Genomic DNA, 25,856 nt, shown 5'->3' on the forward strand with positions numbered 1-25,856 from the left:
GGTGCTGAGAAGAACAACGGCGGGGGCCGTTCTGTTTCTTGCGGTGCCCCCTGTTTCACCGGACCGGCCCGACGGGGTCGTTCCACGTGAAACAGGGGACGGGCGGAGCTGCGCTGCGGTCAGACCGCGACGACTGCGGCGGCCTGGCTCTCCAGGTCGTCCAGCGCGGCCAGGTAGCGCTCGGCGTCCAGGGCGGCGGAGCAGCCGGTGCCGGCGGCGGTGATCGCCTGGCGGTAGGTGTGGTCGACCACGTCGCCGGCGCCGAACACGCCGGGGATGTTGGTCCGGGTCGAGGGGGCCTCGACGTTGAGGTAGCCCTCGGCGTCCAGGTCCAGCTGGCCGGTGAACAGGTCCGTCCGCGGGTCGTGGCCGATCGCGATGAACAGGCCGGTGACCGGCAGCTCGCGCAGTTCGCCGGTGGTGGTGTCGCGCAGGGTGACACCGGTCAGCTTCGGGTCGCCGTGGATGGCCTCGACCGCGCTGTCCCAGGCGAAGCTGATCTTCGGGTCGGCGAAGGCCCGCTCCTGCATCGCCTTGGAGGCGCGCAGGCTGTCCCGGCGGTGGACGATGGTGACCGACCTGGCGAACCGGGAGAGGAAGGTCGCCTCCTCCAGCGCGGTGTCGCCGCCGCCGACCACGGCGATGTCCTGGTCGCGGAAGAAGAAGCCGTCGCAGGTCGCGCACCAGGAGACGCCGCGACCGGAGAGCTTGTCCTCGTTCGGGAGGCCGAGCTTGCGGTGCTGGGAGCCGGTGGTGACGATCACGGCGCGGGCCCGGTGCACGGTGCCCTCGGAGTCGGTGACGGTCTTGACGTCACCGGTGAGGTCGACCGCGACGATGTCGTCCGGGACCAGCTCGGCGCCGAAGCGCTCGGCCTGGCCGCGCATGTTGTCCATCAGCTCGGGACCCATGATGCCGTCCCGGAACCCGGGGAAGTTCTCGACCTCGGTGGTGTTCATCAGCGCGCCACCGGCGGTGACGGCACCCTCGAAGACCAGCGGCTTGAGGGAGGCTCGGGCGGTGTACAGGGCAGCGGTGTAGCCGGCCGGTCCTGAGCCGATGATGATCACGTTACGGACGTCGCTCACTGCATCTCCTGGTTCGCATCGCGACCCGCGCATTTGCGGGGAGGGCGGTCCTGCTCCGCCGCCCGGGACAACGATTCACCAGTGTCGCTCATTCCCCGGTGCGCTTGCAGCAAGGGCTCGCAGAGTGGTCGTCCGAGTGGGACGGGTCACGCCCGTCTCCTACCCGGCGGGGACGGTGCGGTGCAGGCGCACCCGGCAGTCGGCGGTCACCAGGTAGACGTCGAGCCGGTCGCCGTCGAGCGGGTAGACCAGGGCGGTGACCTGGTCAGGTCCGAACCGGCCGGGGGTGGCGAGCAGCGGGGTGCCGGGGGCGGTCGCCGGGCAGGGGGCGGTGGCCCCGGATCCCGCGCCTGCCACCGTGCCGGACTCTGGGGCGGCACCGGCGCCGAGCGAGGGCTCCTTGTGCGGGGCGTCCGTCGTCTTCGCGGGGGTCGACCCGTCCCGGAGCAGCAGCTGGATCTGACCGGCCAGCTCGGCGTCGTCGGTGAAGACCCGGGCCCCGGCCGCGGCCGGCCGGGCGGCGGCGTCCGTCGTGCCGGTGCCGCCGCCGCTGGTGGTGCCCTGGTGGCCGAGCAGGGTGCCGCCCAGGCCCAGGACGGCGAGGCAGGCGGCGGTCGCCAGCAGCACCCGGCCCCGGCGGTGGAGGCGGCGGCCCGGCCCGGCCGGGCGGTGGGAGAGCGGAGGGGCGGTCCCGAGCGGATCGGCGGCAGGGGTCACCGGGGCGGCGGCCTCGACCGCCAGCGCGGCGTCGATCCGGTCGGCGAACTCGGCCGGCAGCGGGGGGAAGTCCTCCACCGCGCCGAGGAGTTCGCCGACCTCGGCCAGCGCGGCCCAGGTGTCGGCGCACTCCGCGCAGTCGGTCAGGTGGGCCCGCAGCAGCGGTACCTCGGCCGGGTCGACGAGGTCCTCGGCCAGGTCGGCCAGCAGCTCGACGTCGGGGTGGCCGGGCTCGGTCCAGGAGGGGGTCATCGTGGTGTCACGTCTCCTCTCAGGGCCTGGCCGGGGCGTGGCGGTGGTGGGACGGAGCGCGGGCCGTCCTGGTTCCCCGGGGTGCTGCCGGGCGCACCGGTTTCACGTGAAACACCGTCGGGCGACGCCGCCTCCGTCGGTGTTTCACGTGAAACCGTGCGCAGGTGCCGGACCAGCGGCAGCAGTTTGGCCCGCCCCCGGGCGCACCGGCTCTTCACCGTGCCGACCGGTACGCCGAGCAGCTCGGCGGCCTCGGCGACGGCGTACCCCTGCATGTCGACCAGCACCAGGGCGGCCCGCTGCTCGATCGGGAGGGCCGCCAGTGCGGCGGTCACCTCGCGCTGGAGCTCGGCCCGGACCACCACCGTCTCGGTCGCCTCGGCGCTGCCGAGCAGGGCCTCCAGGCCGTGCCGCTCGGGATCCAGCGGGGTGGCCGGCCGGCTGGCGGCCCGGCGGGCCCGGTCCAGGCAGGCGTTCACGACGATCCGGTGCAGCCAGGTGGTGACGGCCGAGCGGCCCTGGAAGGTGTGGGCGGCCCGGAAGGCGGAGACCAGGGCGTCCTGCAGGGCGTCGGCGGCCTCCTCGCGGTCGCCCAGGGTGCGCAGGGCCACCGCCCACAGCCGGTCCCGGTGACGGTGCACCAGGATGCCGAAGGCGTCCGGGTCCCCGGCGGTGTGCCGGGCCAGCAGGGTGGCGTCCGGGATCTGCTCCGTCATGGTCGCCCCCTCCCCGTCAGCTGGTGACCTTCACCTCGGCGATCTTGCCGCGGTACTTCCCGTCGGAGCCATCCTTGGGGACGCCGGTCAGCCAGATCAAGAGGTAGCGGGTGGTGAGTGGCTGAGCCGGAGTCAGTTTCACCGTACTGCCGGTCTCCTGGGCGGCCGGTGCGCCCATGGCCTCCAGGCCCGCCTTGGTGGCCGGGGGAGTGGTCACGGTGTCCTTGGAGGTGGCCCGGAGCTGGACGGTGCTGGGGCCGCCGAGCTGGACCTCCACCGAGCCGACCTGCTGGACCGAGCCCAGGTCGATCAGCAGACCGGTACCCGGGCGGTACTCGCCGCCCAGGTTGTCGTCGTACCCCGAGGTCTGCCAGCCGGTGGCCGGATTGCCGTCGAAGGCCAGTGGGGCCTCGATCAGGTGCTGGTCCTTGTCGTCGCCGAGCGCGTTGAACGGGGTGGCCCCGGCGATCGTGACGGGTTTGGCGGTGGTGCCGCCGGGGGTGGCCGGTGCGCTCTGGCCGGGGGGCGGCTGCACCTGCCCGTCCTCGCTGTTGCGGTCGTGCTTGTTGAACTTGCTGACCAGCTGCCAGGAGGCCATCCCGATGGCGGCCAGCGCGACCACCGAGGCGGTCACCCGGACCAGCCTGCGCAGCCGGGGCCTGCTCGGCCGGGCGGCCGCCGGGGCGATCACGGTGGCAGGGCTGTCGGCGAGCCGGATCTGCGGGCGCTGCTGGTGCGGCCGGGGCTGCGGCCGGGGCGGCGGGGTGAAGGCCGGCGGCGGGGGCGGCTCGGGCTGCCGGATCTTCGGCATCAGCGCGATCGCCTTGGCCAGTTCCTCCGGCGTGGTGATCGGGTCCAGGTGGTGCGGGGGCTGCTCGCACAGGGCCCGGGCGGCGATCTCGGACAGGCCCTTGTGCACGCCCGCCCTGACCTGGTCCGGCGGGACGCAGCCGAGGTCCTTGGGCAGGCCCTGCAGGTCGTACCGGTCCTCGGGGTAGGGCCAGCGGTGGGTCAGCGCCGCGTACAGCAGGGCGCCGATCGCCCGGGTGTCGGTGAGCGCGGCGTCGTCGTCGGGCAGGCCGCGCAGCGCGGCGTCCACCGCGATGCCGTTGATCCGGTACTGGCCGCTCTCGGTGCGCAGCACGCACCTCGGGGTGAGCCGCAGATGGGCCTGGCCGCGCCGGTGGGCGGCCGCGATGGCCTCGGTGACCTGACGGACCATCTGGTACGCGTCGTACGGCTCCAGCGGCCCGTCCGCGAGCAGTTGGGCGAGGTCGGCGGCGCCGGGCAGCCACTCCCGGATCACGTAGACGTGGTCGCCCTCCTGGACCGCGTCGAGGACCTGGACGAAGCGCGGGTCGCCGAGCAGGGCGGCGGACTTGGCGGCGGCCAGCACGCCCCGGGCCCGCTGGTGGCCGGCGGCGAGCAGGTGCACGCCGACCGCGCGGCGGAGCTTCTCGTCCACCGCGCGCCAGCTGCTGAAGAACTCGGACTGGGTGGTGCACTCCTCCAGCCGGTAGCGGTCGGCGATCCGGTCGCCGCTGTGCCGGTCGGGGGCGGGGCGGAGCAGCGGGAGCTCACCGGTCGGCTGGTCCAGGGTGGCGGCCGGGTCGAACTCCGCGTCCTCGTCGGCCTGCTCGGGCTCGGCGTCCCCGGTGTCCTCGGTGCTCCGGTCGTCCCCCGGGGCCGGATCTGCCTCGTCGGCCGGGTCGGACTTCGCCCGGCGCCCGGCGAGTTCGGCGGCGATCTCGGCGGCCGACAGCGGGGCGGTGGCCTCGGTGGCGCTCTCCGCCGCCGGTTCGTCGGCCGGGCTCTCCCCGGCTGTGGCCGGTGCCGTCCCGTCGTCCGTCACGGACGTGTCGACAACCGCCTTGGTGCCATCAGCCACCGTTGTCCTGCCTCCCCTTGTGTCGCCCCGGGTCCCGGAATGCCGGCCGCCCCGCCGGCCTCGGGGGTCGGCAGCGTGCCAGGACAATTGTGCCCACTCTTCCTCCCCTGCTACGACCGTTGGGTGGGCCGACTGGTTGCGTTCCGATTGCGACCGTCCGGCCCGACTCCGGGCGGTGGCACGCGGCCTGAGGGAGCGGAAGATCCCGGCTGACTCCCGGTCAGCGGCCGAGCCGGCTCCGCACCATACTGATCATCGCGTTCAGCTCCTCGATCCGCATCCGGCGGGCGATCAGGGCGAACACCGTGAGCTGCAGCCCGCCCGCGACCAGGACGGTCAGCACCGCGCCCGCCCAGTCGCCGATCAGCCCGGTGAGCAGCTCGTTCAGCAGCAGGCTGACCGCCAGGCCGAGCACCGCGGCGGGCAGCGAGGCGATCGCCAGCCGGATGTAGGTCTTGGCGATCCGGCCGGTGTCCAGGCCGCCGATCTTCGCCTTGAGCCTGGGCACCGCGACCGCGACGCCGACCGCGTACGACAGTCCGTAGCCGAGGGCCATCCCGGTCACCGCCCACTGGGCGGGCAGCACGAACCAGCAGAGCACCGCGGTGGCGGCCTGGCAGAGCGCCACCCAGAGCGTGTTGGAGAACGGCGTCCTGGTGTCCTCGTAGGCGTAGAAGCCGCGCAGCAGCACGTACTGGACCGAGTACGGGATCAGTCCCAGGGCGAAGGCGGAGAGCATGTAGCCGACCGCCGTGGTGCTGTGCGCGACCGAGCCGCCGTTGCCCAGGCCGTAGATCGCGCTGCCGATCACCGGGCCGAGCGCGAGGAACAGGAAGGCGGCGGGCACGATCGCCACCGCCGAGGTACGCAGTCCGTAGGAGAGGTCGTCCCGGACCGCCCCGGCGTCGCCGTCGGCGGCCGAGCGGGACAGCCGGGGGAGCACCGCGCTCATCACCGAGACGGTGATCACGGCCATCGGGAGCTGCCAGATCAGCAGGGCGTTGGAGTAGGCGGCCAGGCCCACCCCGAGGTGGCCGGTCTTCTCGGCGGCCGCACCGGCCGCGGTGGCGAGCTGGGTGATCACCAGGAAGCCGGCCTGGTTGGCGAGCACGAACAGGAAGGTCCACTTGGCCAGCCGGGCCGCCTTGCCGAGCCCGTGGCCGCGCCAGTCGAACCGCGGCCGGAACCGGAACTCGGCGGCCCGCAGGTAGGGGATCATCGCGAGCGCCTGCAGGGCCAGGCCGATCAGGGTGCCCAGGCCGAGCAGCCGGATGCCCTCGGGGGAGATGGTGGCGGGGGTGACCTCGGAGCGCTGGAAGGTGCCGAAGACCCAGATGTACAGGCTGAAGGTGAAGATCACCACGACGTTGTTGAGCACCGGGGTCCACATCATCGCGCCGAACCGGCCCCGGGCGTTCAGGATCTGACCCATCACCACATGGATGCCCATGAAGAAGATGGTCGGCAGGCAGTACCTGGCCAGCGCCACCGTGGTGTCGGCGCTCGCCGGGTCGCGCATCAGCGAGTGCGAGATCAGCTGCACCAGCAGCGGGGCGCCCAGCACGGCGAGGAAGGTGACCCCGGCCAGGCCGGCCATCACCAGGGTGAGCAGCCGGTTGGCGTAGGCGGTGCCGCCGTCCTGGTCCTGCTTCATCGCGCGGACCAGCTGCGGGACGAACACCGCGTTCAGCGCGCCGCCGCCGATCAGGATGTAGAGCAGGGTGGGCAGCGTGTTGGCGGCGTTGTAGGAGTCGCCCATGGTGCCGACGCCGATCGCGGCGGCAATCACCATGGTGCGCAGGAAGCCGGTGCCCCGGGACACCAGGGTGCCGGCGGCCATGATCGCGCTGGAGTTGACCAGGCTGCCGGACCTGCCGCCGCCGGCCGGCTCCGGGCGCTGCTCCGCCACCGGCTCGGGGGACACCGGCTCGGGGGACACCGGCTCGGGGGACACCGGTGCGGGAGACACCGGCCCGGGGGTCGGCGGCAGCTCGGGGCCGCCGATCTCGGCCGCGGAGAGCGGCGGGTCGAACTCGATCGGCGGGACGAACGGGCGCGGCTCCTCGGCCTTCGCCAGCAGGGTGTCCACGCCGACGTACTCGGTGGTCTCGGTGTCCCACGCCCCGCCCGCCCGGGCGGGTTCGGCGGGCTCGGCGGCGCCGCCGGACGCTGCCTCGGCGGCGGCCGCGGCCGGCCAGCGCGGGGTGGGCGCGGTCAGACCGGCGGCCGGTCCGGGCGGCGGCTCCTGGCGCAGCTGGAGGGTCTGCGGGTCGTCCTGGGTGGCCTGCTGCTGCGGCAGCGCCGCGGTCCGCAGGCCGTACGGGTCGGGCCCGACCTCGCTCGGGAACGGGTCGGTGGCGTACGGGTCCTGGGCGTAGGTGTCCGTCAGGTACCAGTCGGCGGGCTGCTCGGCCGCACCGTCCTGGCCCGTGGCGGCGCGACCCTGCTCACGACCCTGTGCTCGCTCCTCGCGCGGCCCGCTCATGCCACCTCATCGATGCTCGGGTAGGGCCGCCCGGAAGGGGCCGCCTCAGTGCCCCACCTTCTCATCACCGGGGGCGTGTTCCTCGGCAGCTGCGCCGGTCTCCTGCGCCGCGCCTCCGTCGGCCGGGGCGCCCTCCTGAGCCTCGCCGCCGTCGTCCTCGGGGGCCGGGGCGCCCTTGCGCCGCTGCTGGGTGAACCGGACGGCGGCCAGCAGCATCAGCACCACGCCGCCGCCGATCACGTACAGCACGCCCGAGGTGACCGAGGTGACCTTGACCGTGAAGACCACCGGCTTCCCGTACGGCTGCGGGTTCGGGCCGGTGGTCATCAGCTGGGCGGTCACCGGCACCGGCCCGTTGTTCTGAGCCTGGGCCGGGAAGCGCAGGGTCAGGCTGGTGGTGCCCTCCAGCACGACGTTCTGCTTGATGCCGACCCTGACCCGGTTCGGCTGACTGGAGGTCAGCTGGACCTGGAGGTTGCCGACCGCCTGGTTGAGGTCGTTCTTGATGCTGACCTGCACCATGCCGTTGTCACCTGCGAGGATGACCGTGCTCTTGGGTGTGAGCTTGACCGCGCCGACCAGGCTGGCCAGGTAGTCCCGCACACCGGTCCGGTAGGACTCGCCGGCCGGCGGCTGGTCCCGCCAGGCGGTGGCCATCGAGCGGATCATCGCGGCGCTGAACGGGCCGCGCACCCGCTGCGGCTGGGTGAGGATGACGAGCAGCTGGTCCAGCTCGCCCTGGAGGTCCATCACCCGGCCGAGGGTGGCGGCGGACAGCTCGCCCGCGCGCAGCTGCTGCGGATAGTCGCCGGGGCCGGCCACGGCGGTGTTCGCCTCCGGGTCGGCCGGGGCGGCGGCCACCGTCCGGAGGTTCACCAGCCGGGCCCAGCCGGCCTGCTGGGCCTGGGTGACCGCCTCGGCCAGCGCGCCGGCCGAACCGGCCGTGAGGTTCCGGGGCGGCAGCACCAGCAGGGTGCGGGCGGTCTCCGGGAGCTGACGGTTGATCACCATGGTCTCGGCCAGGAAGCGCTGGACGGCCGCGGTGCGGGCCTGCGGGGAGGCCAGGTCCGGCTGGAACAGGTCGGAGATCGTGGAGTCGGCGACCACCGCGGTCTGACCGTTGCCGATCGGGCGGGCCGCGCTCGGGGTGTGGTTGAGCGCGGCGTCCGAGATGCTCGCGCTGTTGGCCAGCAGCAGGTTCTCCCCGGCCGCGGCGGCGGTGGCGGCGATCTGCTGGTCCAGGTACCCCTGGTAGGGCCAGGCGACGTCGGACTGCACGTCGGCGGCCAGCCGTCCCTCCGCGGTCACCTCACCGGCCGTCCGGGCCTTGCGGAGGGTGTCGGCCATCCCGTTCAGCCCGGCGCCGTTGTGCGCGATCGAGGCCAGGTCCGGGTCGGCGTACGGCAGCGAGACCACCTGGCTGCCCGCCCCGGCCACGGCGGTGCGGAGCTGCTTCAGCCACTCCGTCGCGGCGTCCGTGCCGACGCCGGGGACGGTGTTGCCCTCCTTGGCGGGCTCCCCGGCCGTGTTCGGCTTCTGCACCCGGTACGGCCGGGTCATCGCGAACACGGTGTCCAGCAGGTCCGGGTCGATCACCCAGGTGAGGCCGGGCAGCTGGCCGCCGGTCTGCACCAGCTGGTGCAGCCGGCCGCCCGGGGCCAGCTCGGTGGCCAGGCTGTCGTCCCGCAGCACCGGTGTCGGGTCGTTGTCCTGCATGGTCTGGGCGACCAGCTCGGGCGCGTGGGTGATCGGCCAGACCACGGCGAGCTCGGTCGGGTGCGGGACGGCCTCGTTCCGGTACGGGAGGTAGCTCCGGGCGATGCCCAGGGTGTGGGCGGCGTCGTCGTCCGGGGTGCCGCCGGCCACGTCCACCGCCAGCTCGTACACCCCGCCCTTGCCGACCTTGAGGTCGGCGACCGACGCCCGGACGATGTACGGGAGGCTCTGGCCCGCCGCCAGCGTGCCCAGGCCGGCCCGACCGGCCGTGATCGCGGTGCCGTCCGCGGAGCCCGGATCGCCGCGCCGGGCGAGCTGGTCGAGCCCGCTGCGGGTGCGCACCGTCGAGCCGGCGGCGGACTGCTGCCGGATGCTCACCGTGACGTCCTTGAGCGGGTCCGGGCCGGAGTTGGTGACCACTCCGGTCACCACCACGGTGCCGCCGTTCTCCGCCACCTTGGGTGCGATCGAGTCGATGGCCACGGTGGCCGGGTACTCGGGGGCGGCGGCGACGAAGCCGGGCGGTGCGGCCGCGGCCGGCAGCACGCCGGTGACCAGGACGGCCCCGAACGCCAGCAGGCCGGAGAGCCGTCTGGCCATCCGGCCCGATCGGTTCCGGGGCACCGTACGCGGACCCGACTGCCGTACCGGCTCAACCACGCGCTTCGACCTCGCCGTTCTGGATCGGGTGGAACTGATGCGGTCCTGGAAGGGGGACCCCGCAGCAGCGGCCGACGGCCCGGGCCGGGATCTCTCCACCGGCATGGTAACGAGGCCGGTGGCGCGGTGGTGTTGCGGGCCGGGGGCTGACGGGGGAAAAGGCCGTGCGGTATCCGGGGGGAGGGCACGTACCCTTGTGAGCCGTGTCCACTGTCAATGAGTCCAGCACCAGTCCGTCCAGCACCGATGCCAGCACCGATGCCCGTGCCGCCGCCCCCGGGCTGAGCGAGGCGCAGGCCCTCGGCCTGCAAGAACTGCTCCGGGTCTCCCCGGTCGCGGACGAGATCGCCGAGCGGTTCCGGGCCGCCGGGCACCGGCTGGCCCTGGTCGGCGGATCGGTCCGGGACGCGCTGCTCGGCCGGCTCGGCAACGACCTCGACTTCACCACCGACGCCCGCCCCGAGCAGGTGCTCAGGCTGGTGAAGGGCTGGGCGGACGCGGTCTGGGACGTCGGCATCGCCTTCGGCACCGTGGGCGCCCGCAAGGACACCGAGGACGGGTCCTTCCTGATCGAGATCACCACCTACCGGAGCGAGGCGTACGACCGCACCTCGCGCAAGCCCGAGGTGACCTACGGCGAGACGATCGAACAGGACCTGGTCCGGCGGGACTTCACCGTCAACGCGATGGCCGTCGACCTGCCCGGCCGCGGCTTCGTCGACCCGCACCACGGGCTGGACGACCTGGAGGCCCGGGTGCTGCGCACCCCCGCCACCCCGGAGGAGTCGTTCTCCGACGACCCGCTGCGGATGATGCGGGCGGCCAGGTTCGCGGCCCAGCTGGACTTCGAGCCCGCCCCCGAGGTGGTCACCGCGATGACCGCGATGGCCGACCGGATCACCATCGTCTCGGCCGAGCGGGTGCAGGCCGAGCTCAACAAGCTGCTGCTGGCCGAGCACCCCGTGAAGGGCCTGCGGCTGCTGGTGGACACCGGTCTGGCCGACCACGTGCTGCCCGAACTGCCCGCACTCCGGCTGGAGAGCGACGAGCACCACCGGCACAAGGACGTCTACGAGCACTCGCTGACCGTGCTGGAGCAGGCCATCGCGCTGGAGCAGGACGGGCCCGACCTGGTGCTGCGGCTGGCCGCGCTGCTGCACGACATCGGCAAGCCGCGGACCCGGCGGTTCGAGTCCGACGGCCGGGTCTCCTTCCACCACCACGAGGTGGTCGGCGCCAAGATGACCCGCAAGCGGATGCGCGACCTCAAGTACTCCAACGACCTCACCGACGAGGTCTCCCGACTGGTCGAGCTGCACCTGCGCTTCCACGGCTACGGCGGCGGCGAGTGGACCGACTCGGCGGTCCGCCGCTACGTCACCGACGCCGGCCCGCTGCTGGAACGGCTGCACAAGCTGACCCGCTCCGACTGCACCACCCGGAACCGGAAGAAGGCCGCCGCCCTCTCCCGGACGTACGACTCGCTGGAGACCCGGATCGCCGAACTCCGGGAGCAGGAGCAGCTGGACGCCATCCGGCCCGCCCTGGACGGCAACCAGATCATGGAGCTGCTCGGCCTCGCACCGGGCCCCCAGGTCGGCCAGGCGTACCGCCACCTGCTCGAACTCCGCCTGGAGAACGGGCCGATGGACCCCGACCAGGCCGAGGCCGCGCTGCGCGCGTGGTGGGCGGAGCAGCAGTAGGAACGCACTGAGGGGGCGTCCGATTCGGACGCCCCCTCAACGCGTGCCGTGCCTACTTGAGGAAGTGCAGGCAGAGCGTGAACTTCCGCGAGCCCTGCTTCTCGGTGTAGAGACCGTCCGCGTCCTGGAACTTGTCGCAGGCCGACTCGTCGATGGTCCCCTCCACCTTGCCGACGATCTTCGCCTCGGCGTCCGGGTCGGTGCAGTCGAGCACCACGACGTCGGGGTTGTTGTCCTCGGTGCCCGCTGCCACGGCGGTGTTCCGGTTGTGCACGCAGTCACCGACCGAGGCGTACGACGGGTCGCCCTTGAGCGAGAACCCGATCGCCAGCGCGACGATCACCGGCAGCAACAGACCCAGGATGGCCGCCCGCTGGAACACCGGCTTGCCCGGGTTCATCGGCTGGCCGGGGGCGCCGGGGATGGGCTCGGCCAGCTTGTTGATCTTCGCCCGCTGCGGGATGTTGATCAGCATGGTGACCGGGTTGATGACCATGGAGGCGATGCCCCACCAGCCCTGCCAGAGGCTCTTGGCCGTCATGTCCCGGTGCGCGGCGATACCGCAGGTCCGGCAGAACGGGCCCTCGAGCTTGAGGAACTTCATGATCACCAGGAAGCCCTGGTGCCCGCGGATGGTGGCCTCCACGGCCGGGGCCGAACCGCAGAAACGGCAGAACGGCCCGGTCGGCAGACCCTGCTGGAACTGCTCGGACGGCTGGGCCGGAATAGCCGGGGCCGGGGCGGCGGGGTCGACGGGCGCAGCGCCGTACGGCACCTGTGGCGAAGGCGGAGTGGGCATGGGATTCCCCCGAGTGTGAATGAGCTGCCAGACGTGAACGGTGCAAGCTATCGGCAGGTCAGCCGCATTCGGTAGCCAGTTCGGCCCGGGTGGGGGAATGGACATCCAACCGTGATCACCGCGCCCGATTTGTCGGATCACAAGATCGTTTGAACAGATGTCGCTTTAGCGAATCCGCTCGATTGAGTGGTCGGAGTCGTCGGGTGTGACTGACTGATGAGTCGTCGCGTTGAGCCGTTCGAGGGGGAGGACGTTCCTTCCTCCGGAACGAGAGGACGCAGCCATGGCTGTGGACGCGGTGTTGTTGGAGTCCCCGACGATGCGGGCGACGGTGAGCGGGCGGGTCGAGGTGCTGGACCGGGTGAAGGCGCTGGCCTTCCTGCCGGACGGGGTGCACGTGACCACCGATGCGGTGGCGCGGTACTTCGGGGTCGGGGAGACCGTGATCAAGGCGGTGGTCCACGACCACCGGCAGGAGCTGGTCGGCAACGGGTACCAGGTGCTGACCGGCAGCGAACTGGGTTACTTCAAGCAACTCAGTGGGATCCAGTCGCGGGCGAGGTCGCTCGCGTTGTTCACCCGCCGGACGGTGCTGAACGTGGCGATGCTGCTGCGGGACAGCGAAACCGCACGTCAGGTGCGGTGCTACCTGCTCGATCTGGAGCAGCAGGCCAGGCGGGAGGTTGTGGACAACCCCGTGGACGGGGTTGTGGACAGCCGGTTCCAGTACCCCGAGGGGTCGGTGGACGCGGCGGTCGCCACGGTGGCCGAGCGGGCGGTCCGGTCGGTGATCGGGACGAGCGTGGTCCCGTTGCTGAACGCGTTGGCGGTGGAGGTCGGCCGGAACGGCCGGAAGATCGACGCGATGGCGGACCGGGTCGACCGGCTGGAGCGGGTGGTGCTGGACGACGAGGAGAAGGAGATCGCCCGTCGGCGGCTGAGGCTGCTCCGGGCGATCGACGACGGTGCCACGGCGGACGAGCTCGACGAGCTGGTCCAGCCGTAGTCCGGTGAGAGAGCCGGAGGTGGGTAATGGAAGTACCCACCTCCGGCTCGTTCGAGGGCCGCTCAGGCCGGGACGGGGGAGCGGCGGGCCGCGCGGGCGTAGAGGGCGGCGGTCAGAGCGTAGAGCAGGGCGACGGTGAGCATCAGGGGGACGGAGCGGCCGTCGAGCGGGAGGACGAGGGCGGTGACGAAGGCCGCGGCGACGAAGGCGAGGTTGAAGAGGACGTCGTAGATGGCGAAGACCCGGCCGCGGTAGGCGTCCTCGACGGACTCCTGGACGACGGTGTCGGCGCAGATCTTGACGGCCTGGGTGACCACGCCGAGCAACAGGGCCGCCACCATGGTGGGGCCGAGCGAGAAGGTCAGGCCGAGGGCGGGGACGAAGACGGCGGCGGAGGCGGCGCAGGTGGTGAGCCAGCCGGCCAGGCCGAGCCGGCGGGTGCACCAGGGGCTGATCACGGCGGCGAGGAAGAAGCCGACGGCGGAGACCGCGACCGCCTGGCCCAGGGTGGCCAGACCGCTCGCGCTGTCGGTGGGGTCGTTGAAGGTGTAGCGGGAGAGCATCAGCAGCACCACGACCAGGATGCCGTAGCAGAACCGGGCGGCCGTGACGGCCGCCAGCGCGTGCGCGGCGGGACGGCAGTCCCGGACCAAGTGGCGTACGCCGTCCGCGAGTTCACGGGCGGTCAGGCCGAGGGCCCGGCGCAGCGGCGGCCGGTCGGGGCGCTGGTCGGGGCCGAGCAGGTCGGGGTCCATCCGCAGTGCGGTCAGGCCGGAGCTCAAGTAGAGCAGGGCAGCGACGGTGACCAGCAGGGCGTCGGCCCGGGGACCGGGCGGCAGCACCAGATGGACCAGGAAGCCCAGGCCGCCGCCGCAGGCCGCCGCGACCGTGCCGAGGGTGGGGGAGAGCGCGTTGGCGGTGACCAGCTGCTCGGGGCGGTCGACCACCCGGGGCAGTGCGGCGGAGAGTCCGGCCAGGATGAACCGGTTGAGCGCGGTGACCAGCAGGGCCGCGCCGAGGAAGAGCCAGTCCGGCACCCGGGCCAGCAGCAGGGCGCCGGTCACCAGCCCGAGCCCGCACCGGGCCAGGTTGCCGAGGTAGAGCACCTGTCGGCGGCGCCAGCGGTCGAGCAGCACGCCGGCGAACGGGCCGATCATCGAGAACGGCAGCAGGAGCACCAGCAGGACCGAGGCGATGTCGGCCGGGCTGGACTGCCGCTCGGGCGAGAAGATCACGTACGAGGCCAGCGAGACCTGGAAGACGCCGTCGGAGAGCTGGGAGAGCACCCGGGCGGTGAGCAGGCGCCGGAAATCGGCAGCCCGGAACAGGCCGGTGAGTGAGTTGCCGCCGTTACCCGTCTGAGCCACCCGCCAAGGGTGCCATGATCGGCGCCGATGTTTCACGTGAAACATGGCCGGACGACGGCCGGGACACCTGACCGGCTCCCGGCCGGGTGCCGACCCGCGGTCAGCGCCGGACAGCCCGAAGGGCCCTGACCACCGGTCAGGGCCCTTCGGGTCGTCAGCTCAGGCGCTTCAGCGCTCGACCTCGCCGCGGATGAACTTCTCCACGTTGTCGCGGGCCTCGTCGTCGAAGTACTGCACCGGCGGGGACTTCATGAAGTACGAGGACGCCGACAGGATCGGGCCACCGATGCCCCGGTCCAGCGCGATCTTCGCGGCCCGGACGGCGTCGATGATGACACCGGCCGAGTTCGGGGAGTCCCAGACCTCGAGCTTGTACTCGAGGTTCAGCGGCACGTCGCCGAAGGCGCGACCCTCGAGGCGGACGTACGCCCACTTGCGGTCGTCGAGCCAGGCGACGTAGTCCGACGGGCCGATGTGGACGTTCTTCGCGCCCAGGTCGCGGTCCCGGACCTGGGAGGTGACGGCGTTGGTCTTCGAGATCTTCTTCGACTCGAGGCGGTCACGCTCGAGCATGTTCTTGAAGTCCATGTTGCCGCCGACGTTCAGCTGCATGGTGCGCTCCAGCAGGACACCGCGGTCCTCGAAGAGCTTCGCCATCACGCGGTGCGTGATGGTCGCGCCGACCTGCGACTTGATGTCGTCGCCGACGATCGGCACGCCGGCCTCGGTGAACTTGTCCGCCCACTCCTTGGTGCCGGCGATGAACACCGGGAGGGCGTTCACGAAGGCGACCTTGGCGTCGATGGCGCACTGGGCGTAGAACTTGGCGGCGTCCTCGGAACCCACGGGCAGGTAGCAGACCAGGACGTCGACCTGGCGGTCCTTCAGGACCTGGACGACGTCGACCGGGGCCTCGTCGGACTGCTCGATGGTCTCGAGGTAGTACTTGCCGAGACCGTCCAGGGTGTGACCACGCTGCACGGTGACGCCGGTCGGCGGCACGTCGCAGATCTTGATGGTGTTGTTCTCGCTGGCGCCGATGGCGTCCGCGAGGTCGAAGCCGACCTTCTTGGCGTCGACGTCGAACGCGGCGACGAACTCCACGTCACGGACGTGGTACTCGCCGAACTGCACGTGCATCAGCCCGGGGACCTTGCCGGCGGGGTCGGCGTCCTTGTAGTACTCGACACCCTGAACCAGCGACGCGGCACAGTTGCCGACGCCCACGATGGCTACGCGAACCGAACCCATTCCGGTTGCTCCCTTTGAATCATGAGACCCACCCGAACGGGCGGTCTCGCTCAACTTCTCTTCTGGTGGGCGCGACGCGCCCAGTCCCCGCCGCACGCACCGGAAGGTGGCGGCGGGTTCAGCGTTCCGTCAGGAACGCCCCGGGCGGTCGTGCGGTGGCCTCGGCGGGTCCGGGGACCCGGCCTCCTGGCCACGGCCGTCCGAAGTACTGGTGTCACCGGGTGCGGCACCGGGCCGCCCGGTGCGGTTGGCCCGCTCGGTCTCGATCAGCTCGTTGAGCCAACGGACCTCGCGCTCCACCGATTCGAGACCGTGCCGCTGCAGTTCGAGCGTGTAGTCGTCGAACCGCTCGCGGGTACGGGCGATCGAGCTGCGCATCCGCTCCAGCCGCTCCTCCAGCCGACTGCGGCGACCCTCCAGGACGCGCATCCGCACGGCCCGGTCGGTCTGACCGAAGAAGGCGAAGTGCACCCCGAAGTGCTCGTCCTCCCAGGCGTCCGGGCCGGAGTCGGCGAGCAGCTCCTCGAAACGCTGCTTGCCCTCGGCGGACAGCCGGTAGACGATCTTCGACCGCTTGCCGTTGAGCGCGGTGGCGGGGACGTACTCCGTGTCGGGGTTGTCCTCGACCAGGAAGCCCTGGGCCACCAGGCTCTTCAGGCAGGGGTAGAGCGTGCCGTAGGAGAACGCGCGGAACGAGCCGAGCAGGACGTTGAGCCGCTTGCGCAGCTCGTAGCCGTGCATCGGTGCGTCGTGCAGCAGGCCGAGGACGGCGAACTCGAGGACTCCCGAGCGTCTGCTCACTGTCGTTCCGCCTCCCTCCGCCGGTATGCCCGTGCGTTATGTCGCTCCGATGTATCGGCTCGATATATCGAGAACAGTAAACCTGGGTCACGGAACGAGCAAGAGCGACTCGGGTGAATGTGATCACAGGATCTCCGTCGGCCGGGTTGAGCCCCTGTCAGGGGCTGTCCGGGGGCGGGTTGGCAACGGGCATGTAATGATCTGGCGCCGTTATGCGGCAGTTGGTACCTGATGCCCGATTAGGTGTGATTTCCAGCTGCGTACTCTGTCGCGTGTGCACGGGCTGTCGGCCGTGCGCGAGGACCGAGGAGTGGCTGGAAGATGAGCGAACACCGTCGGAGGTCGTCCAACCCGGGCGGCGAGGAACCGTCGGGCCGCGAGGCCGACGGCGGCCGACCGTATGCCTACGGCAACCCGCCGGAGGGCGCGCCCTCGTACGGCCGTGGCGGCGAACGCCCCTCCGGGGGGCGGCCCACCGCCCAGCAGCCCCGGCTGACCCGGGCCGAGATGCGCAGGCAGCAGGGCGCCCGTGGCGGCGCCGCCGCCGGTGCCGGTGGCGGCAACGCCCGTCGCGGCGCGGCCGCCGGGGCGACCACGGTCGGGCGGAACGGCAAGCCGGCCAAGAAGCGGTTCATCGACTACCCGCGGTTCGGCAAGACCGGCTTCCGGCGGTGGATCCCGTCCTGGAAGCTGCAGCTGAGCACCCTGCTGCTGTTCTTCGGCGCCGGGGTGGGCGCGGTCGGCGTGGCCTACGCGATGACGCCGATCCCCGACCTGAACAAGGTCGTGGAGAGCCAGAACAACATCTACTACTGGGCCGACGGCAGCGAGATGACCCGCCAGGGCGACACCAACCGACAGGTGGTCGAGCTCGGCGACATCAGCAAGGACCTGCAGAACGCCGCCATCTCGACCGAGAACGCGACCTTCTGGGACGACAGCGGCATCGACCCCAAGGGCATCGCCCGGGCCGTCTACAACATGGCCACCGGTGGTGAGACCCAGGGCGGCTCGACCATCACCCAGCAGTACGTCAAGAACGCCTACCTGAACCAGGACCAGACCCTGAGCCGGAAGGTCCGGGAGCTCTTCATCACCCTCAAGGTGAACCAGGAGGACGGCAAGGACAAGATCCTCACCGGCTACCTGAACACCAGCTGGTTCGGCCGTGGCGCCACCGGCGCGCAGGCCGCCGCGCAGGCGTACTACGGCGTGAACGCCAAGGACCTGAACCTCTGCCAGAGCGCGCTGCTGGCCGGTCTGCTCAAGGGCGCCGCGCTCTACGACCCGGCCACCAGCCCGGCCAACCACGAGCGGGCGGTCAAGCGCTGGAACGAGGTGCTGGACCGGATGGTGACCACCGGCGCCATCACCAAGGAGAAGCGGGCCACCTGCGCCGCCTTCCCCGAGCCGGTCGAGAAGAAGCCCCCGGCCAGCATGAACGGCCAGGTCAGCTACATGGTCGAGCTGGCCAACAAGTACCTGATGAGCAAGGACAAGACCATCACCGAGGCCGCCATCGCCAAGGGCGGCTTCCAGGTGCACACCACCTTCCAGAAGGACAAGGTGGAGGCGCTGAAGAAGGCGGTGGACGACTTCCAGGCGGACACCCTGAAGCCGGACAAGCGCGAGAAGGACAAGTTCGTCCAGATCGGCGCGGCCACCGTGGTGCCCAACGACGGTGCGATCGTGGCGATCTACGGCGGCCCCGGCGTCGAGCAGGGCCACCACACCAACAACGCCGACACCCTCGGCGTCCCGGTCGGCTCGACCTTCAAGCCCTTCGTGCTGGCCGCCGCCATGCAGTACGGCGTGCAGACCGAGACCGGCAACGACGGCAAGCCGAAACGGATCAACGCCGACAGCCGCTACCTGGCCGACGACAAGTCGGAGATCCACAAGCTGGACGGCTCCCCGGTGATCGGCGACGACGGCAAGCCGTACCACCAGAAGAACAGCGGCAGCTCCAACCCGGGGTACGTCTCGCTCCGGGAGGCCATGCGCTACTCCTACAACGTGCCGTTCGTGCAGCTCGGCCAGGACGTCGGCACCAAGCAGGTGGGCACCCTGGTGGAGCAGATGGGCCTGCGCAAGGAGAGCCTGACCGACTCCTCGACCACCACCTTCCCGCTCGGCACCTCCACCCCCAGCGCGATCCGACTGGCCTCCGCCTACTCGGTGTTCGCGGCCCGGGGCATGCAGACCGACCCGTACTCGGTCAGCAAGGTGATCCGCGGCGGCGTGGAGCTGAAGACCTTCGCCAAGCCGACCCCCAAGCCGGTGCTGGAGGAGGTGGTCGCGGACAACGTCACCGACGTGCTGACCACCGTGGCCAAGATCGGCACCGGTGAGAAGACCAACGCGCTCGGTCGGCAGATCGCGGGCAAGACCGGTACCACCGACGGCGGCAAGTCGGCCTGGTGGGTCGGCTACACCCCCTCGCTGGTCACCTCGGTCGGCATGTGGCGCGAGGAGGCGGGCAAGCCCGGCCTGCTCACGCTGGACGGCACCGCGGGCAAGGACGAGGTGCACGGTGGTGACTTCCCGACGGACATCTTCACCCGCTACATGAAGACGATCCTGAACGGTCAGCCGAAGGAGACCTTCCCGAAGCCGGGCGAGATCGGCGAGCAGGTCGACTCCTCGGGTGCCCCGGCCACCGCCTCGGCCTCCGCCACGGCGACCGCGACCACGCCGGTGCCCGACCCGACCACCATCGCGCCGACCGTCCCGTCGCTCTCCCCGAGCGCGCCGACCACGCCGAGCACCACCCCGAGCCCCAACGAGTCCTGCCTGCTGCCGGCGCCGCTCTGCCCGAGCGGTTCGCCGTCCTCGACCAGGACCAAGCCGCCCAAGCCCACCGGCAGCGGGACGGGGACGGGCAGCCCGCCCGCGACCGACCCGGCCAACGGCATCGCGGCCAACCCCGGCCAGAACTGACCCGGACCCGGCTCCACCGGTGGCGGTCCTCCACGGAGGGCCGCCACCGGCGCGTTCGGAACCGGATGGCGGGGGCACCTGCTGCGGAGCCGACCGGTGCGGCATCATGTCCGCCATGACGTCGATCGCTCGGGACGAGAACGGCAGCACGGCCACGGCGCCGGTGGACGATGAGGTGGGCCCGCTGCCGAACACGGTGGTCGTCCCCGCGGACGAGGACCCGGTCTCCGCCGCGGGCAGCGAGCTGTTCGGCGGCCCGCCCGGGCGGCGTGCCCTGCTCGGCGTCAACTGGTGGATCCCGGCCCGCTTCCTGGCCGTCACGGTGATCGTGGTCTGCGTGCTGGGCATGCTGCAGAAGCTGCCCTGCTACGACGGCGGCTGGTTCCGCGGCGCCACCACCCAGTACACCCACGCCTGTTACAGCGACATCCCGCACCTGTACACCTGGCGCGGCTTCGCCACCGGGCTGACCCCGTACGTCGACATGCTGCCGCAGCCCAGCCCGGACATGCAGTACCTCGAGTACCCGGTGCTGACCGGCCTGTTCATGCAGGTGGCCGCCTGGCTGACGCCCGGTGGCGGCTCCACCGAGACCCGTGAGCAGCTGTTCTGGCTGATCAACGCCGGGATGCTGATGGTCTGCGCGGTGGTCGTCGTGGTGGCGCTCACCCGGACCCACCGCCGCCGCCCCTGGGACGCGCTGCTGTTCGCGCTGGCCCCCGCGCTGGCGCTCAACTTCACCATCAACTGGGACCTGCTGGCGGTCGCCTTCTGCGCCGTCGCGATGGCGTACTGGTCCGGCCGCCGCGCGGTCTGGGCCGGTGTCTTCATCGGCCTGGCCACCGCGGCCAAGCTCTACCCGCTGCTGCTGCTCGGCCCGCTGCTGGTGCTCTGCTGGCGGGCCGGCCGCCGGCGTGCCTTCTGGGCGGCCACCGGCGGTGCGGTCGGCGCCTGGCTGCTCGTCAACCTGCCGGTGATGGCGGCCAACTGGAAGGGCTGGGCCACCTTCTACACCTTCAGCCAGACCCGCAAGGAGGACTTCGGCTCGTTCTGGCTGATCCTGATGCAGGACCGCGGCAAGCAGCTGGAGACCCTGAACACCTGGATCGCCGGTCTGCTGGTGCTCAGCTGCCTGGGGATCTGCTGGCTGGCGCTGTCCGCCCCGCGCCGTCCGCGCTTCGCCCAGCTGGCCTTCCTGGTGGTGGCCGCGTTCATCCTGACCAACAAGGTCTACTCACCGCAGTACGTGCTCTGGCTGATCCCGCTCGCCGCGCTGGCCCGGCCGCGCTGGCGGGACTTCCTGATCTGGCAGGCCTGCGAGGTGCTGTACTTCCTCGGCGTCTGGTCCTACCTGGCCTTCACCGGCGACTCCAAGCAGCACGGCATCGGCCAGGACTGGTACCACCTGGCCATCGTGCTGCACCTGCTCGGCACGCTCTACCTGTGCTACCTGGTGGTCCGCGACATCCTCCGGCCGGAGCTGGACCCGGTCCGCCAGGACGGCAGTGACGACCCGTCGGGCGGTGTGCTGGACCACGCCCCGGACGTCTTCGTGCTCGGGCAGGCCCGCCGGCTGCGCGAGGAGGGCAGCTACCAGGAGTACCGGCTGGCCGAGGACGTCGACTGGCTGCCCGAGCAGAGCTCGGTCAAGAACGACTGAGCACCGGCGGGCCGTCCACCACCCGGTCGAAGTGGGTGGTGGTGTGACGGGTGTTCAGCGCCAGCTCGTCGCCGATCACCGGCGGCTTGCCGCCGGCGGGCAGGAACAGGATGCTCACCTGCATGTGCGGCGGCTCGGCGAACCAGAGCTGCCGCCCGCTCCAGGAGTACGGCGAGAGCGTCCGGTTCACGGTGGCCAGGCCCGCCCGGGCCAGACCTTTGGCCCGGGGCACCATCCCGTGCACGTACTTGGGGGCCTCCAGGCCGACCCCGTGCGCGGTGCCGCCGGAGACCACCAGCAGGTGCCCGTCCGAGGGCGCCCGGTGCTGGCGGTAGCCGTACCGGTCGCCCTTGGCCACCGGGGTGACGTCCATGACGGTGGCCCTGGCCTGCAGCGTGGTGGGGTCGCCGAGCCAGAGCCGGGTGCCGATCCTGGACCGGAACACGGTGGCCGGGTACCGCTGCGCCAGCCGGGCCAGGTCGGCCGAGCCGAGGTGGCTCAGGTAGACCGTGCCGGTCGGCAGCCCGGCCGCCGCGATCGCGTCCACCCAGGCCGCCACCTCGGTCACCGGGTCGGACCCGTCCGGCCGGTCCAGCGGCAGGTGCAGCGCGAAGCCCTCCAGGCTCAGCCCCTCGGTCGGCAGCTGGGCCAGCTCGCCGGGCGCGATGCCGTGCCGCCGCATCGAGGTCATGCACTCCACCACCATCCGGGAGCCGGGCGGCAGCGCCCGGACCGCCTCCAGGTGCGCCACCGTGCGGATCACCCCGGCCGGCAGCGGCTCCTCCCCGATCCGGTACGGGGTCAGCACCAGCAGCTCGCCGTCGAAGACCCCGGCCGCCGCCCTGGCCTCGTCGGCGGTGCCGACCGCGAGCAGCCCGGTGCCGAGCCGGCCCGCCTCCTCGGCCAGCCGGGCGTTGCCGAGCCCGTAGCCGTTGCCCTTGGCCACCGGCACCAGGCCGGGGAACTCGGCCAGCACGGACTGCTGGTGGGCCCGCCATCTGGCGGTGTCGAGATACAGCGACAAGGTCATCGGCTTCTCCCCGGGGTGAGACGGTCGGTCAGCGGCGGGACATGTAGATGTCCAGCGCCTTGTGCAGCAGCTTGTTGAGCGGGAAGTCCCACTCGCCGACGTACTCGGCGGCCTGGCCGCCGGTGCCGACCTTGAACTGGATCAGCCCGAACAGGTGGTCGTCCTCGTCCAGCGTGTCGCTGATCCCGCGCAGGTCGTAGATGCTCCCGCCGAGCGCGTAGGAGTCCCGCATCATCCGCCACTGGACCGCGTTGGACGGCTTGACCTCGCGCTTGTGGTTGGCCGAGGCGCCGTAGGAGTACCAGACGTGCTCACCGACCGTCAGCATGGTGGTGGCGGCCAGCGGTTCGCCCTCGTGGTACGCCAGGTAGAGCCGCATCCGGTTCGGGTCCTCGGCGGTGAGCGCCGTCCACATCTGCTGGAAGTAGGAGAGCGGGCGGGGCGTGAAGTGGTCCCGCTCGGCGGTCACCACGTACAGCTTGTGGAAGACCGCGAGGTCCTCGTAGCCGCCCTGGACCACCTCGACGCCGCTCTTCTCGGCCTTCTTGATGTTGCGGCGCCAGAGCTGGTTGAAGCCCTTCTGCACGTCGTCCAGCGAGCGGTTGGCCAGCGGCACCTGGAACACGTACCGGGGCTGCACGTCGCCGAAGCCCGCTCCGCCGTCCTCGCCCTGCAGCCAGCCGGCCTTGCGCAGCCGCTCGGCCAGCTCGAAGGCGCGCGGCTCGTACCAGTCCGGCTCCAGGTCGCGCAGGCGCTTGGCCTGCCGGCCCGCGATCGCCTCCTTGATGGTGGGCGCGTTCCACCGGCGGATCACCACCGGGGGCCCCATCTTCACCGAGAAGGCGCCCTGCGACTTGAGATGCGCCAGCATCGGGTCGAGCCAGCGGCCGAGGTCCCGGTCGAACCAGTCGATCACCGGGCCCTCGGGCAGGTAGGCCAGGTAGCGCTTGAGCTTGGGCAGCTGGCGGTAGAGCACCAGGCCGGCCCCGACCAGCTGATCGGCCTCGTCGATCCAGCCGATGCTCTCGGTGCGCCACTCCGACTTGACGTCGCCCCAGGACGGCACCTGCATGTGGCTCGCGGACGGGCGCGTCCGGATGAAAGCCAGGTGTTCCTCGCGAGTGATCGTCCTCAGGCGCAGGCTCATGCTGGGGTTGCTCCTTCTGGGTCAGCCGGTCCAGGGTGACCCTATCGCCCGAATGGTCCGTTTCTGGCCCGGCTGTCCGCGTCGGTCAGGAGGCAGGATGGCGCCCCCGTCGCAAGGGGTGCACAGGTATGTACGCGACGGGGGCGCCCGAGGTTACGCGGCGCGCGGGGATCGTTCCGGACGAATCAGCGCGCGGGGCCGGTCACGCGCCCCCGTAGAGCCCGCCGTGGGCCATCCCGAGGTAGAAGCCGACCCCGGACATGCCCAGCGACACCATCAGTACGAACCGTTCGGCCGTGGTGACCGAGACGAACTGGCCCCAGAGGGCGATCGCGATGCCGAAGAGCCCGGCCCACGAACTGAGCAGGTGCAGGTTGTGGAAGAACGCCGTGGTGAAGGCCAGCAGGCCGAGCACGGCGGCGATCCCGACCAGCGTGTTCTCCCGCGGGTGCGGGTGCCCGTCGGTGTTGAGGGTGAACGGCGGAGTGCGGCGCACGGTCTGAGCCATTGGAGCCCACCTCCTGGGTGGAAGAGCCGTTCTGTCCAGATTGCGGCGCTTGGGTGCTGGATCACAACCCGTGTGCAGTTTGCCCCTTAAATTTTGTTGGGCCGTACGGGTGCGGGTAGGCTGTGCGGTCTGCACTGGTGTAGTTGTGCCCCCGTCTGCCCTTCACCGGGCTGGGGGCCGGTTGTCAGTGCCGAGGGCTACGTTCTCGGTACGGCACCACCGCATCGGTGCCGACGCTGCACAACCCTCCTGCCACGGAGAGACCGTGGCCGCTGAGTCCAAAGGAGGTGGGTTACCCATGCGTCACTACGAGCTGATGCTCATCCTCGACCCTTCGGTCGAGGAGCGCGCTGTCGCCCCGCTGATCGAGAACTTCCTCAACGTTGTCCGCACCGGTGGCGGCAAGGTCGAGAAGATCGACACCTGGGGTCGTCGTCGCCTGGCGTACGAGATCAACAAGCAGTCCGAGGGCATCTACTCGGTCATCGACCTGAAGGCCACGCCTGAGGTCGTCAAGGAGCTCGACCGCCAGCTCAGCCTGAGCGAGTCGGTTCTGCGGACCAAGGTCCTGCGCCCGGACACCCACTGAGCCACTGCTTGACGCCCTAGGCGTCAGGTGGGCTCACGTTCGCTGTTTCACGTGAAACAGCGGACGAGCACCGCAGAACTTCTTTCCGAGAGGTCACCACCACCATGGCAGGCGAGACCGTCATTACCCTCGTCGGCAATCTCGTCGACGACCCCGAGCTGCGCTTCACCCCGTCGGGTGCGGCGGTCGCGAAGTTCCGTATCGCGTCCACCCCGCGCACCTTCGACCGTCAGACCAACGAGTGGAAGGACGGCGAAAGCCTCTTCCTCACGTGCAACGTCTGGCGTCAGCCGGCGGAGAACGTGGCCGAGTCGCTGCAGCGCGGCATGCGCGTCATCGTGCAGGGCCGACTGCGCCAGCGGTCTTACGAGACCAAGGAAGGCGAGAAGCGGACGGTCTTCGAGGTCGAGGTCGACGAGGTCGGTCCCAGCCTGCGTTCGGCGACCGCCAAGGTCACCCGCGCCAACCGCTCCGGCGGTCCCGGTGGCGGCAGTGGCTTCGGCGGCGGCGGCCAGCAGGCCGGCGGCGGCCAGGGCGGCTCCTGGGGCGGCTCCGGCGGCTCCGGTGGCGGTCAGGGCGGCGGCGGCAACTGGGGTGGAAACTCCGGTGGCGGCCAGTCCGCTCCGTCCGACGACCCGTGGGCTTCCAGCGCTCCGGCCCCTGGTGGGAACCAGGGTGGCGGCGGCGGTTGGGGTGCCCCGGCCGGTGGCGGCTTCTCGGAGGAGCCCCCGTTCTAGAGCGGTGCTACCGGGCCCCCAAGCCCGGAATGCTGACAGATTTCGTAATCACAGGAGCACATGATGGCGAAGCCGCCTGCTCGCAAGCCTAAGAAGAAGGTTTGCGTCTTCTGCAAGGACAAGGTCAACTACGTTGACTACAAGGACACGAACTTGCTCCGCAAGTTCATCTCCGACCGCGGGAAGATCCGCGCCCGCCGGGTCACCGGCAACTGCACCCAGCACCAGCGTGACGTCGCCACGGCCGTGAAGAACAGCCGTGAGATGGCGCTGCTGCCCTACACCTCCACCACGCGCTAAGAGAGGGTGACCGAAGAATGAAGATCATCCTCACTCACGAGGTCCCCGGCCTCGGCAGTGCCGGTGAGGTCGTCGAGGTCAAGGACGGCTACGCCCGCAACTACCTGGTCCCGCGTGGCTTCGCCATCCGCTGGACCAAGGGCGGCCAGAAGGACGTGGACGCGATCCGTCGCGCCCGCAAGATCCACTCGATCCAGACCCTCGAGGCCGCGACCGCGGTCAAGGGTCAGCTCGAGGGCCTTCAGGTCAAGCTGGCCGTTCGGTCCGGCGACGCCGGCCGCCTCTTCGGCTCGGTGACCCAGGCCGACGTCGTGGCTGCCGTCAAGGCTGCCGGCGGCCCGGCCGTGGACAAGCGCGCCGTCGCGATCGGCTCGCCGATCAAGACCGTGGGCACCCACAAGGTCTCGGTCAAGCTGCACGCCGACGTCCAGGCCAACCTCGACGTCGACGTCGTCGCTGCCTGAGTCACGCCGTAGCACGAACGGCCCGGTTCCCC

General features: G+C 71.3%; 21 protein-coding genes. 8 read left to right on the top strand and 13 right to left on the bottom strand.

What is annotated here, in order from left to right:
• Nucleotides 1-119: 119 nt before the first annotated feature.
• From trxB to OHV05_RS18280, 6 genes are all read right to left on the bottom strand, one after another.
• Entirely contained in the window at nt 120-1,088 is a 969-nt protein-coding gene (gene trxB, locus OHV05_RS18255) for a thioredoxin-disulfide reductase (protein ID WP_403040215.1), read from the bottom strand.
• Nucleotides 1,089-1,247: 159 nt separating this feature from the next.
• Nucleotides 1,248-2,057: a hypothetical protein gene (locus OHV05_RS18260; RefSeq protein WP_405018636.1), complete on the bottom strand. Its 810-nt coding sequence runs from the start codon at nt 2,055-2,057 to the stop codon at nt 1,248-1,250.
• A complete protein-coding gene (gene sigM, locus OHV05_RS18265; RefSeq protein ID WP_405018637.1) occupies nt 2,054-2,773 on the bottom strand; it encodes an RNA polymerase sigma factor SigM in 720 nt (239 codons plus the stop codon). The genes OHV05_RS18260 and sigM overlap by 4 nt, the downstream gene beginning before the upstream one ends.
• Before the next feature lie 16 nt (nt 2,774-2,789).
• A complete protein-coding gene (locus tag OHV05_RS18270) occupies nt 2,790-4,661 on the bottom strand; it encodes a protein kinase family protein (protein WP_405018638.1) in 1,872 nt (623 codons plus the stop codon).
• 220 nt (nt 4,662-4,881) lie between these two features.
• On the bottom strand, nt 4,882-7,146 hold the full coding sequence (gene murJ / locus OHV05_RS18275; protein WP_405018639.1) for a murein biosynthesis integral membrane protein MurJ: 2,265 nt from the start codon (nt 7,144-7,146) through the stop codon (nt 4,882-4,884).
• A gap of 45 nt (nt 7,147-7,191) precedes the next feature.
• The gene (locus tag OHV05_RS18280) at nt 7,192-9,462 is read right to left on the bottom strand and encodes a DUF6049 family protein (RefSeq protein ID WP_405018640.1); all 2,271 of its coding nucleotides are present in this window, start codon (nt 9,460-9,462) and stop codon (nt 7,192-7,194) included.
• 341 nt (nt 9,463-9,803) lie between these two features.
• On the opposite strand from OHV05_RS18280, the gene OHV05_RS18285 reads away from it, so the two are divergent.
• A complete protein-coding gene (locus OHV05_RS18285; RefSeq protein WP_405021490.1) occupies nt 9,804-11,225 on the top strand; it encodes a CCA tRNA nucleotidyltransferase in 1,422 nt (473 codons plus the stop codon).
• Nucleotides 11,226-11,277: 52 nt separating this feature from the next.
• Here the strand turns inward: OHV05_RS18285 and OHV05_RS18290 are convergent, their stop codons facing one another.
• Complete coding sequence (locus OHV05_RS18290; RefSeq protein ID WP_405018641.1) at nt 11,278-12,024, bottom strand: hypothetical protein; 747 nt, start codon at nt 12,022-12,024, stop codon at nt 11,278-11,280.
• 283 nt (nt 12,025-12,307) lie between these two features.
• Here OHV05_RS18290 and OHV05_RS18295 point away from each other — a divergent pair, with 283 nt between their 5' ends.
• A complete protein-coding gene (locus OHV05_RS18295; RefSeq protein WP_405018642.1) occupies nt 12,308-13,030 on the top strand; it encodes a restriction endonuclease in 723 nt (240 codons plus the stop codon).
• 62 nt (nt 13,031-13,092) lie between these two features.
• Here OHV05_RS18295 and OHV05_RS18300 read toward each other — a convergent pair whose 3' ends face one another.
• The 3 genes from OHV05_RS18300 to OHV05_RS18310 all read right to left on the bottom strand — a co-directional run bounded on the left by OHV05_RS18300 (nt 13,093) and on the right by OHV05_RS18310 (nt 16,449).
• On the bottom strand, nt 13,093-14,397 hold the full coding sequence (locus OHV05_RS18300) for an MFS transporter (RefSeq protein ID WP_405018643.1): 1,305 nt from the start codon (nt 14,395-14,397) through the stop codon (nt 13,093-13,095).
• A 168-nt stretch (nt 14,398-14,565) separates the two neighbouring features.
• Nucleotides 14,566-15,648, bottom strand: a complete 1,083-nt coding sequence (locus tag OHV05_RS18305; protein ID WP_403040239.1) for an inositol-3-phosphate synthase — start codon at nt 15,646-15,648, stop codon at nt 14,566-14,568.
• Between the two features lie 129 nt (nt 15,649-15,777).
• A complete protein-coding gene (locus OHV05_RS18310; protein WP_184916410.1) occupies nt 15,778-16,449 on the bottom strand; it encodes a PadR family transcriptional regulator in 672 nt (223 codons plus the stop codon).
• 321 nt (nt 16,450-16,770) lie between these two features.
• Between OHV05_RS18310 and OHV05_RS18315 the strand changes: the two genes are divergently transcribed.
• Both OHV05_RS18315 and OHV05_RS18320 read left to right on the top strand, forming a co-directional pair.
• On the top strand, nt 16,771-19,389 hold the full coding sequence (locus OHV05_RS18315) for a transglycosylase domain-containing protein (RefSeq protein WP_405018644.1): 2,619 nt from the start codon (nt 16,771-16,773) through the stop codon (nt 19,387-19,389).
• Between the two features lie 115 nt (nt 19,390-19,504).
• Entirely contained in the window at nt 19,505-21,049 is a 1,545-nt protein-coding gene (locus OHV05_RS18320; RefSeq protein WP_405018645.1) for a glycosyltransferase family 87 protein, read from the top strand.
• On the opposite strand, the gene OHV05_RS18325 is transcribed toward OHV05_RS18320, so the two are convergent.
• The 3 genes from OHV05_RS18325 to OHV05_RS18335 form a co-directional block, all read right to left on the bottom strand.
• On the bottom strand, nt 21,036-22,079 hold the full coding sequence (locus OHV05_RS18325; RefSeq protein WP_405018646.1) for an alanine racemase: 1,044 nt from the start codon (nt 22,077-22,079) through the stop codon (nt 21,036-21,038). The two genes, OHV05_RS18320 and OHV05_RS18325, sit on opposite strands and share 14 nt — an antisense overlap.
• A gap of 28 nt (nt 22,080-22,107) precedes the next feature.
• Nucleotides 22,108-23,226: a lipid II:glycine glycyltransferase FemX gene (locus OHV05_RS18330; protein WP_405018647.1), complete on the bottom strand. Its 1,119-nt coding sequence runs from the start codon at nt 23,224-23,226 to the stop codon at nt 22,108-22,110.
• 202 nt (nt 23,227-23,428) lie between these two features.
• Complete coding sequence (locus OHV05_RS18335) at nt 23,429-23,734, bottom strand: hypothetical protein (RefSeq protein ID WP_405018648.1); 306 nt, start codon at nt 23,732-23,734, stop codon at nt 23,429-23,431.
• 298 nt (nt 23,735-24,032) lie between these two features.
• Here OHV05_RS18335 and rpsF point away from each other — a divergent pair, with 298 nt between their 5' ends.
• From rpsF to rplI, 4 genes are all read left to right on the top strand, one after another.
• Complete coding sequence (gene rpsF / locus OHV05_RS18340) at nt 24,033-24,323, top strand: 30S ribosomal protein S6 (RefSeq protein ID WP_057228543.1); 291 nt, start codon at nt 24,033-24,035, stop codon at nt 24,321-24,323.
• Nucleotides 24,324-24,427: 104 nt separating this feature from the next.
• Nucleotides 24,428-25,060 carry a single-stranded DNA-binding protein gene (locus tag OHV05_RS18345; protein WP_403040257.1) on the top strand — a complete coding sequence of 211 codons (633 nt, stop codon included), beginning with the start codon at nt 24,428-24,430 and terminating at the stop codon, nt 25,058-25,060.
• A 63-nt stretch (nt 25,061-25,123) separates the two neighbouring features.
• Nucleotides 25,124-25,360: a 30S ribosomal protein S18 gene (gene rpsR / locus OHV05_RS18350; RefSeq protein ID WP_030270170.1), complete on the top strand. Its 237-nt coding sequence runs from the start codon at nt 25,124-25,126 to the stop codon at nt 25,358-25,360.
• A gap of 17 nt (nt 25,361-25,377) precedes the next feature.
• Complete coding sequence (gene rplI, locus OHV05_RS18355) at nt 25,378-25,824, top strand: 50S ribosomal protein L9 (protein ID WP_403040260.1); 447 nt, start codon at nt 25,378-25,380, stop codon at nt 25,822-25,824.
• Nucleotides 25,825-25,856 lie beyond the last annotated feature (32 nt).

Origin of the sequence: Kitasatospora sp. NBC_00070 (assembly GCF_045041205.1) — a bacterium.
In the GTDB taxonomy this organism is placed as follows: Bacteria; Actinomycetota; Actinomycetes; order Streptomycetales; family Streptomycetaceae; genus Kitasatospora.

Excerpts from the sequence above, each read along its gene's own strand:
- OHV05_RS18260 (WP_405018636.1), bottom strand. The coding sequence starts at position 2,057 with ATGACCCCCTCCTGGACCGAGCCCGGCCACCCCGACGTCGAGCTGCTG.
- sigM (WP_405018637.1), bottom strand. The coding sequence starts at position 2,773 with ATGACGGAGCAGATCCCGGACGCCACCCTGCTGGCCCGGCACACCGCC.
- murJ (WP_405018639.1), bottom strand. The coding sequence starts at position 7,146 with ATGAGCGGGCCGCGCGAGGAGCGAGCACAGGGTCGTGAGCAGGGTCGC.
- OHV05_RS18280 (WP_405018640.1), bottom strand. The coding sequence starts at position 9,462 with ATGGCCAGACGGCTCTCCGGCCTGCTGGCGTTCGGGGCCGTCCTGGTC.
- OHV05_RS18290 (WP_405018641.1), bottom strand. The coding sequence starts at position 12,024 with ATGCCCACTCCGCCTTCGCCACAGGTGCCGTACGGCGCTGCGCCCGTC.
- OHV05_RS18295 (WP_405018642.1), top strand. The coding sequence starts at position 12,308 with ATGGCTGTGGACGCGGTGTTGTTGGAGTCCCCGACGATGCGGGCGACG.
- OHV05_RS18305 (WP_403040239.1), bottom strand. The coding sequence starts at position 15,648 with ATGGGTTCGGTTCGCGTAGCCATCGTGGGCGTCGGCAACTGTGCCGCG.
- OHV05_RS18315 (WP_405018644.1), top strand. The coding sequence starts at position 16,771 with ATGAGCGAACACCGTCGGAGGTCGTCCAACCCGGGCGGCGAGGAACCG.
- OHV05_RS18320 (WP_405018645.1), top strand. The coding sequence starts at position 19,505 with ATGACGTCGATCGCTCGGGACGAGAACGGCAGCACGGCCACGGCGCCG.
- OHV05_RS18325 (WP_405018646.1), bottom strand. The coding sequence starts at position 22,079 with ATGACCTTGTCGCTGTATCTCGACACCGCCAGATGGCGGGCCCACCAG.
- OHV05_RS18330 (WP_405018647.1), bottom strand. The coding sequence starts at position 23,226 with ATGAGCCTGCGCCTGAGGACGATCACTCGCGAGGAACACCTGGCTTTC.
- OHV05_RS18335 (WP_405018648.1), bottom strand. The coding sequence starts at position 23,734 with ATGGCTCAGACCGTGCGCCGCACTCCGCCGTTCACCCTCAACACCGAC.
- rpsF (WP_057228543.1), top strand. The coding sequence starts at position 24,033 with ATGCGTCACTACGAGCTGATGCTCATCCTCGACCCTTCGGTCGAGGAG.
- OHV05_RS18345 (WP_403040257.1), top strand. The coding sequence starts at position 24,428 with ATGGCAGGCGAGACCGTCATTACCCTCGTCGGCAATCTCGTCGACGAC.
- rpsR (WP_030270170.1), top strand. The coding sequence starts at position 25,124 with ATGGCGAAGCCGCCTGCTCGCAAGCCTAAGAAGAAGGTTTGCGTCTTC.
- rplI (WP_403040260.1), top strand. The coding sequence starts at position 25,378 with ATGAAGATCATCCTCACTCACGAGGTCCCCGGCCTCGGCAGTGCCGGT.